The following is a 6501-nucleotide window of genomic DNA, read 5'->3' on the forward strand; positions in this document are numbered from 1 at the left end:
GCCAGCGCCAGGCCCGTCGCGGAGGGGCCGCGGGCACGCTGCAGCCGATGCGCGTCCAGTCTGCGGCGCACCGCGAGCAGCGCCGTCACCGCGGCGGCGAGCAGCCCGACGACGAGCAGGGACGCCAGCGCGAAGGAGATCACCACGCGGCCCTGGCGCCATTGCAGGCCGAAGTCGGTGAGCGCGTCGGGAAGATGCGTGCTGTGCTGCAGGGTGGAGGCCGGGTGCGGGCCGATCTCGCAGAACATGCCGCCGTAATCGGCGATGTCACCGCAGAAGACGGACCGCGCGTCATCCGGGTAACGCACCAGCAGCCGCTGCAGCTCCCCCTGTCCCCGATCACTGGCGAACCGTGCGGCGGTCCGCGCGTCAAGATCCAGGCGCATTCCCCAGGTGACCGTCAGAACCGCCCCGGCCTGCGCCTGCAGAGCCGTGACGGTACCGGGCGCCACCAGCGCACGGGCCTCCCAGTCCAGCCCGGCAGCAGTACGCGGCGGAAACCTCGACGGGCCCGCCAGCAACGGCACCTCATGCCACAACCGGTCCCCACCCGCAGCGCTGCCGCCCTTCGCGTCGCCGCCCTTGGCATCAGCACCCTTGGCGCCGGCCCCGTCCGAAGTGAAGAACCCGACGACCACGGCGGTGGCCTGGACATTTTCCAACGCGCCGGGGCTGAGCGGGAGTTTCTGTCCCAGCCGCAGCTTCAGCGCGTCGCGCGTCCGGGTGGAGACGGCAATCTCCACACTCTTACCGCGCCGGGCGGGCGGCCGCCCCTCCACGTAGGCCCCGCGGCCCGGCGCGTCGGAGGCATACACCAGGCCCAGACCCACCTCCCCCGCTCCCGCAACGGACCGCAGGAGCGGCAGCTCCACCCGCGTCGAGTCGTGCACGAGGCCGCCGTTCAGGGCGTCGGGAGCCGCGTTGGCGATCACCTCGGTGACCGGGAGCAGGTCCTCGGCCAGGTCACTCGCCCAGGCATCGGCGTCCGCGCTGGACGCGGGCTCGAACCGCGCGCTGAACAGGATGCCGGGCTCCACTTGTTGCTCCTGCTCCAGCCGCGAGGCCAGAGCCCGCCCCGCGAGCCGGTCCAGGAGTACGGGACCCGCGGCGGCGACCGCTGTGAGCAGCGCCACCAGCACAGCCAGGCAGACCAGCAAGGGCACATCGGCGCGCACCTCGCGCACAGCAACCCAGCGCAGCGGCCGGACCGAGCGCCTCACCTTCACCGGTCCTCCCCCGCGCGCAGCACCCGCGCCAGATCGACCCGCCCCAGAAAGCGAGCGGCGACCGACACGACCGCGCAGATCACCAGCGTCGTCGCCCCCGCCGTGAGGGCCACCCGCGCCCAGGGCACGTCGGTGAGCAGCCCCGGGTAGACCGGCCTGCCGCTGTCATCGACCGTCACCACCGGCATCACCAGTGCGGCCAGCACGGTCCCCAGCACCGTGCCCAGCACCGCAGCCACCGCAGCCAGCACCAGCTGCTCCGTCCACAGATACGCCGCCAACTGCCCACGCCGCACACCCAAAGCCCGCAGCAACGCGAACTCCCGCGTCCTGGCCCGTACCGACAGCGCCGTATGCAGCGTGAAGCCGACGACCGCGAACGCGGGCGCCAGGACCAGACACAGGGTCAGTGCCCCGCGTGCCCCCTGCCGCAGCGGATCGGCGGCCAGTCGGGCCCGCATCCGCGGCACGTCGACAGCCGTACCCAGGCGGGGATCGGCACGCACAGCCCTCAGCGCGGCCGTCGCGTCCCCCTTCTCTGCGGCCACCCACCAGGCGGACTCGGCAGCGGGCAGGGTTCCGCCGAGCACGAACTGGGCGGCCAACGCCCGGGAGTCGGCCAGCAGGCGCGGCCGGTCACGGTCCGCGCCCGGCACCGCATCGATCTTCCCTACGATCCTGATGCCGGCTGTGCCGCCACCGGCGCGCTGCACCGTGACCGTGTCCCCCACCCGGGCCACGCCCGAGGACAGCAGCATGCGGTCGGCCAACGCCGGCACAGGCGGACTCCCCTTGGCACGGTCGGTGCCCAGCCGCACACTCCAGGTCGGGTACTTGAGCGTGGTGTCCGGTCCGCGCAGCACCGCGTCCAGGAGCGTGCCGGGCGCCGACCGGTCGGAACACAGCACCGGCCCCGGAGCACTCCCGGGCAGTCGGCGCGCCTTGGCACCAGGGCATCCGGCGATCTTCCGGTCCGGGGCGTCCGTACGCAGGTCGTGCCAGGCAGCAGGCCGGGAAAGGCCGGGTACGCGGTCGACGGCGAGGTGGTAGGTACGCCGTACCCTCTCGCCGGTCATGCTCACCCCGAGCTGGACGATCCGTGCGCCTTCACCGGCGACCGGGACCTTCAGGCGCACGGTACGGGCCACACCACCGGTGTCCTTGAGGACGGCCTCACTCGCTCGGGTGAGACCGTCGGCATCCACGAAGTGCACGGTGAGCGTGAGGGGCACCGGGGTGCCCGGCCCGTCGACCGACAGTCGTACACGCAACGGGAGTTCACCCGCCGCACCAATCAACGGCAGCCCGTGGACGGGAATGTTCCGGCCCAGCGGACCGACCAGCTCGGACACCGGCCGGTCACTGAGGTCGGGACGCAGGGTGGGGGCTGGGCCGCGGGCGGTGTTGATGCCGGTGACGGTGACCCAGCTCTGGCCGAGGTATCCGTTCGCCTCCACCAGCGGAGTCACCGCCCCGGCGCCCGGCAGTGCGCCGTACGCGGCGCGCCGCTCGGCCGTCGCGAGCCGCTCGCCGGGGACGATCCGCAGGTCGGCGCCGACTCTGAACACCGCCTGGTCGTGGTCGCCACGGTCCAGGATGGCCAGTGCGGTGCTGCTGAGCGCGGCAACGGCCAGGGCGAGTGTCACCAGCAGCGCGGGACCGGCATGCCGCGCAGCACGCCGCGCGATCTGCCAGCCCCCCAGTGGCAGGACCAGTCCGGTGCCGCGCCGCGCGAGGGGATCCGCGATCCGCGCGGCCAGCGGCAGCGCCCGTAGCACCAGCAACGCCGCCGCACACGTCATCGCCACAGGTGCCAGCACCAGTACCGGGTCGACTCCCCCACCGGTGACCGGCGACCGGTACTGCCGCAACTGCAGCCAGCCCAGCACAGCCACAGCGGCCAGCGCCACATCCGCACCCAGCCGCTGCGCCCCCGCGAACCGTCCCAGACGCAGCCGGAGTCTGCGCACCGCCTGCCGGTCCCGCACGGTCCGTATGGTCGGCCACAGCAACGCCGTACCGTGCACCACGACAGCCAGCAGTGCTGCCACCCAGCCCGCCGCCAACGCCGCCGTCGTCGGCACATCGCCGGGAATCAGACCGGCTCCGTCCAGAAGACGCAGCAGCGGACCCGCAAGGAACGGCGCGGCCAATCCCGCCGGCACCGCAACCACCGCCCACTGCACCGCCGTTGCCACAGCCAGCCGTAACGTTCCGGCACCCCGCGCGGCGAGCAACGCAAGCTCGGCACGACGGTGCTCGGCGAGCTGACGCGCAGTGAGTACGAGAGCAGCCACAGCCAGGGCAGCGAGCAGCGTCGCCGGAATGTAGAGACCGGCACGCGCCACAGCGATCGGGGTCGTCAGGTCGTCGAGAGCGTTGTCGAGCGTGGACCTGGCCTCGAGCTCGGCCGTGGACGGAGCACCGCGGAAGACGGACAGCGAAGCGTCACTGCCGCCGAACGCGTCGGCACGCCGCTGCAACGGCCCGATATCGCCGAGTCCAAGCCCGCCTGTGTCCGGCACACCCAGCCACAACGCATCGGCGTCCCTGGTCAGATCCGGCACCGCCGCGAGCGCCTGACGGGACACCAGCACCATCGAGTCGGGCGACCTGAAGGTAGGACTCAGGCTCGCCCAGACAGCTGGGCTACGGCCGCCCACCCGGTACAGCCCGGCCACCCGCATCCGGACCTGCCGCCCGCTGTCGGGCTGCACCCGCAGTTCGTCGCCGGGCCGCACCCCGAGCTCCGCGGCAAACACCTCACTCACCGCGGTCTCGACCACCCCACCACCGGCGCCTGCCCGCGGCCAGCGCCCCGCCACCAACTCGGCATGCCGCTGAGGCTCCTGGAGTGCGACGAGCGTGACGACAGCGTCGTCCCGCCGACGGCCGTCCGCCTCCGTCACACTGAGCGCGGCGGACCGGCTGGCCGGGACCCGTAACGCGGACCAGGTGTGATGCGGTACGCCACCGAAGGCGCGGCCGACGGCAGCGCGTACCAGGCCATCAACTTCCCCCGCACCGCGCGGCCGGTACGCTCCGGAGACCTCGACCACCGCCCCCGGATCACGGGCCAGCCGCCGCTGTATCCCGCCCTCGACGGCCTTCTCGGTGAGCGCCGCGAGCGCGGCCAGGACCGTCGCAGCGAGCAGCACCGCAAGACCCGCCGCACCCAGCACCAAGCCGTGGTGCGCGGTTCCGCGCACTGCGGTAGGCGCACGTCTCCCGCTCAACTCGCCGGTCTCCCCCCGTACGACCCGCCACAGTATGGGTCCGTGCGTCCGAGACCCGCAATCATCGGGATCGGCCCGCCGGAACCAACACCCATGCCCGACGCGGACGAGATCTGTGCCCAACGGGGGCTGAACCCACCCCACACATCAAGCCCAATGCCGCTCCGGCACGTCGCCGCCCTCGCACAGTCGAGGTACTCCGGCACGAGGAGTGCCATGTCACCGGACAGGACCAAGATGTTCAAGCGCCCGATGTACTGCCGCGCGGCGTTCGGCCTGCTCCGCACGGAACTTCTCCTCGTCCCGAAGCCCAGTCACTGGCTTGGGCGCGGCCATCGCGACGGACATTACGATCGAGAGGTGACGGTCATGTACGAGTGGCGGGGTGACTTCGGCAACGCTGCCCTCAACGCGCTCCACGCTGAGGGTTTCGACCACCCGGTCGCTCAGACCGACTGGCGAGAGCGACTCGAACGCCACAGTCTCGGCTGGGTCTGCGCCTGGGAGGACAGCTCTCTGATCGGCTTCGTGAACGTCGTCTGGGACGGTGGCGTCCATGCCTTCATCCTGGACACAGTGGTCGCGCGGCATCGCCGGACGAGCGGTATCGGTGCCGCCCTGGTCGCAACCGCAGCCCGCGAAGCCCGTGCCGCGAAGTGCGAGTGGCTCCACGTCGACTACGAGGAGCACCTGCGTTCGTTCTATTTCGATGCCTGCGGCTTCAAGGAGACGACAGCCGGTCTCATTGCTCTCTAGCTCCGTGGGCCCGGTCATCGAGAACACCGTCCACCGGGCCGGCATCGCCGGCGGACGACGTGCTTACGCCCAGTCCGATTCGGTCCTCGCCCTGCGCGGAATCCGGTGATCACATCGGACGCACACGCCGCGGCGCCCTGAAGGTCTCCTGTGTGCCGTGGCGCTCACCGCGGATAGGGTGGACGGTGATCGACAGGGACGGGCTGGGCGAGGGCGGCGGACGGCGTGAGCGGTGCCGAGGAGAGCAGGAACACGGGCACCGGGCGCCCGACGTCACGGGACGTCGCCCGGCTCGCCGGCGTGTCGCACACCGCGGTGTCCTTCGTGTTCAACGGCCGTGCCGAGGGCAACCTCTCGCCCGCCACCCAGGAACGCATCCGGCAGGCAGCGACCCAGTTGGGCTACCGCCCCGACCCGGTGGCCCGCGGTCTGCGCCGACGCCGTACGGCCGTGATCGGGCTGGTCACCGACGAGATCGCGTCCTCACCGTTCGCCGGCCGGCTGCTGCGCGGCGCCATGGAGACCGCCTGGGACAGCGACCATCTCGTCCTCACCGTCGACTCCGGCGGTGACCCGGCCAAGGAGGACGCGGCCGTCGCGGAACTGCTCAACCGGCGCGTGGACGGCATCATCTACGCAGCCATGTCACTGCGCCGGGTCCGCGTCCCCGAGGGCCTGCACCGCACCCACTCCGTGCTGGCCAACTGCCTGCCCGAGGACGACTCCCTGCCCGCCGTGGTCCCTGCCGAGCGCGCCGGTGGCCGTACCGCGGCCCGGCTGCTGCTCGGTGCGGGCCACCGCCGGCTCGCCGTGATCGGCGGTCTGGACGACATCGCCTCGGTGGAACGTACCCGCGGCTTCCGGGACGCGCTGCGCGCCGAGGGCGTCACCGTGCCCGCGGAGTGGATCGTGCGCGGCGGCGGGGAGATCTCCGCGGGATACGCGGGGGCGCTGCGCCTGCTCGACGGGGTCGAGCCGGGCCGCCGCCCCACTGGCGTCCTGTGCTACAACGACCGGGTCGCGGCGGGTGTCCTGCACGCCGCGACCCGGCTCGGGATCGACGTGCCCGCCGATCTGTCGGTGGTCGGCTACGACGACCAGGAGCACATGGCCGCGTTCCTCACCCCGCCGCTCACTTCGGTCGCGCTGCCGCACCGGGCGATGGGCGAGGCGGCGGCCCGGCTGCTCCTGGACGCCATCGAAGCCGGCCTTGCTCCGCCCGCGACGGTCCGGCGCCTGGCTGCCCTGTGGTCAGCCGCTCCTCCGTGGGTCCGGCGCCCACC

The 6501-nt window shown here is 72.5% G+C and carries 3 protein-coding genes and 1 pseudogene; 2 read left to right on the forward strand and 2 right to left on the reverse strand.

Annotated features, from left to right (window positions below; genetic code table 11):
* Positions 1–1226, reverse strand: a 1226-nt coding sequence (locus tag O3Q52_RS46655) for a hypothetical protein (protein ID WP_269654543.1), incomplete at its 3' end; no start/stop codon positions are given.
* On the reverse strand, positions 1223–4435 hold the full coding sequence (locus O3Q52_RS46660; protein WP_269654544.1) for an ABC transporter permease: 3213 nt from the start codon (positions 4433–4435) through the stop codon (positions 1223–1225). The genes O3Q52_RS46660 and O3Q52_RS46655, both read right to left, overlap by 4 nt.
* Positions 4436–4822: 387 nt before the next feature.
* On the opposite strand from O3Q52_RS46660, the gene O3Q52_RS46665 reads away from it, so the two are divergent.
* Entirely contained in the window at positions 4823–5218 is a 396-nt protein-coding gene (locus O3Q52_RS46665; protein WP_269654545.1) for a GNAT family N-acetyltransferase, read from the forward strand.
* A gap of 225 nt (positions 5219–5443) precedes the next feature.
* Positions 5444–6501 (forward strand): annotated as a pseudogene (locus O3Q52_RS46670) (LacI family DNA-binding transcriptional regulator); the annotation flags it as partial.

It is taken from the genome of Streptomyces sp. ActVer (assembly GCF_027270795.1).
Lineage (GTDB): Bacteria > Actinomycetota > Actinomycetes > Streptomycetales > Streptomycetaceae > Streptomyces > Streptomyces umbrinus_A.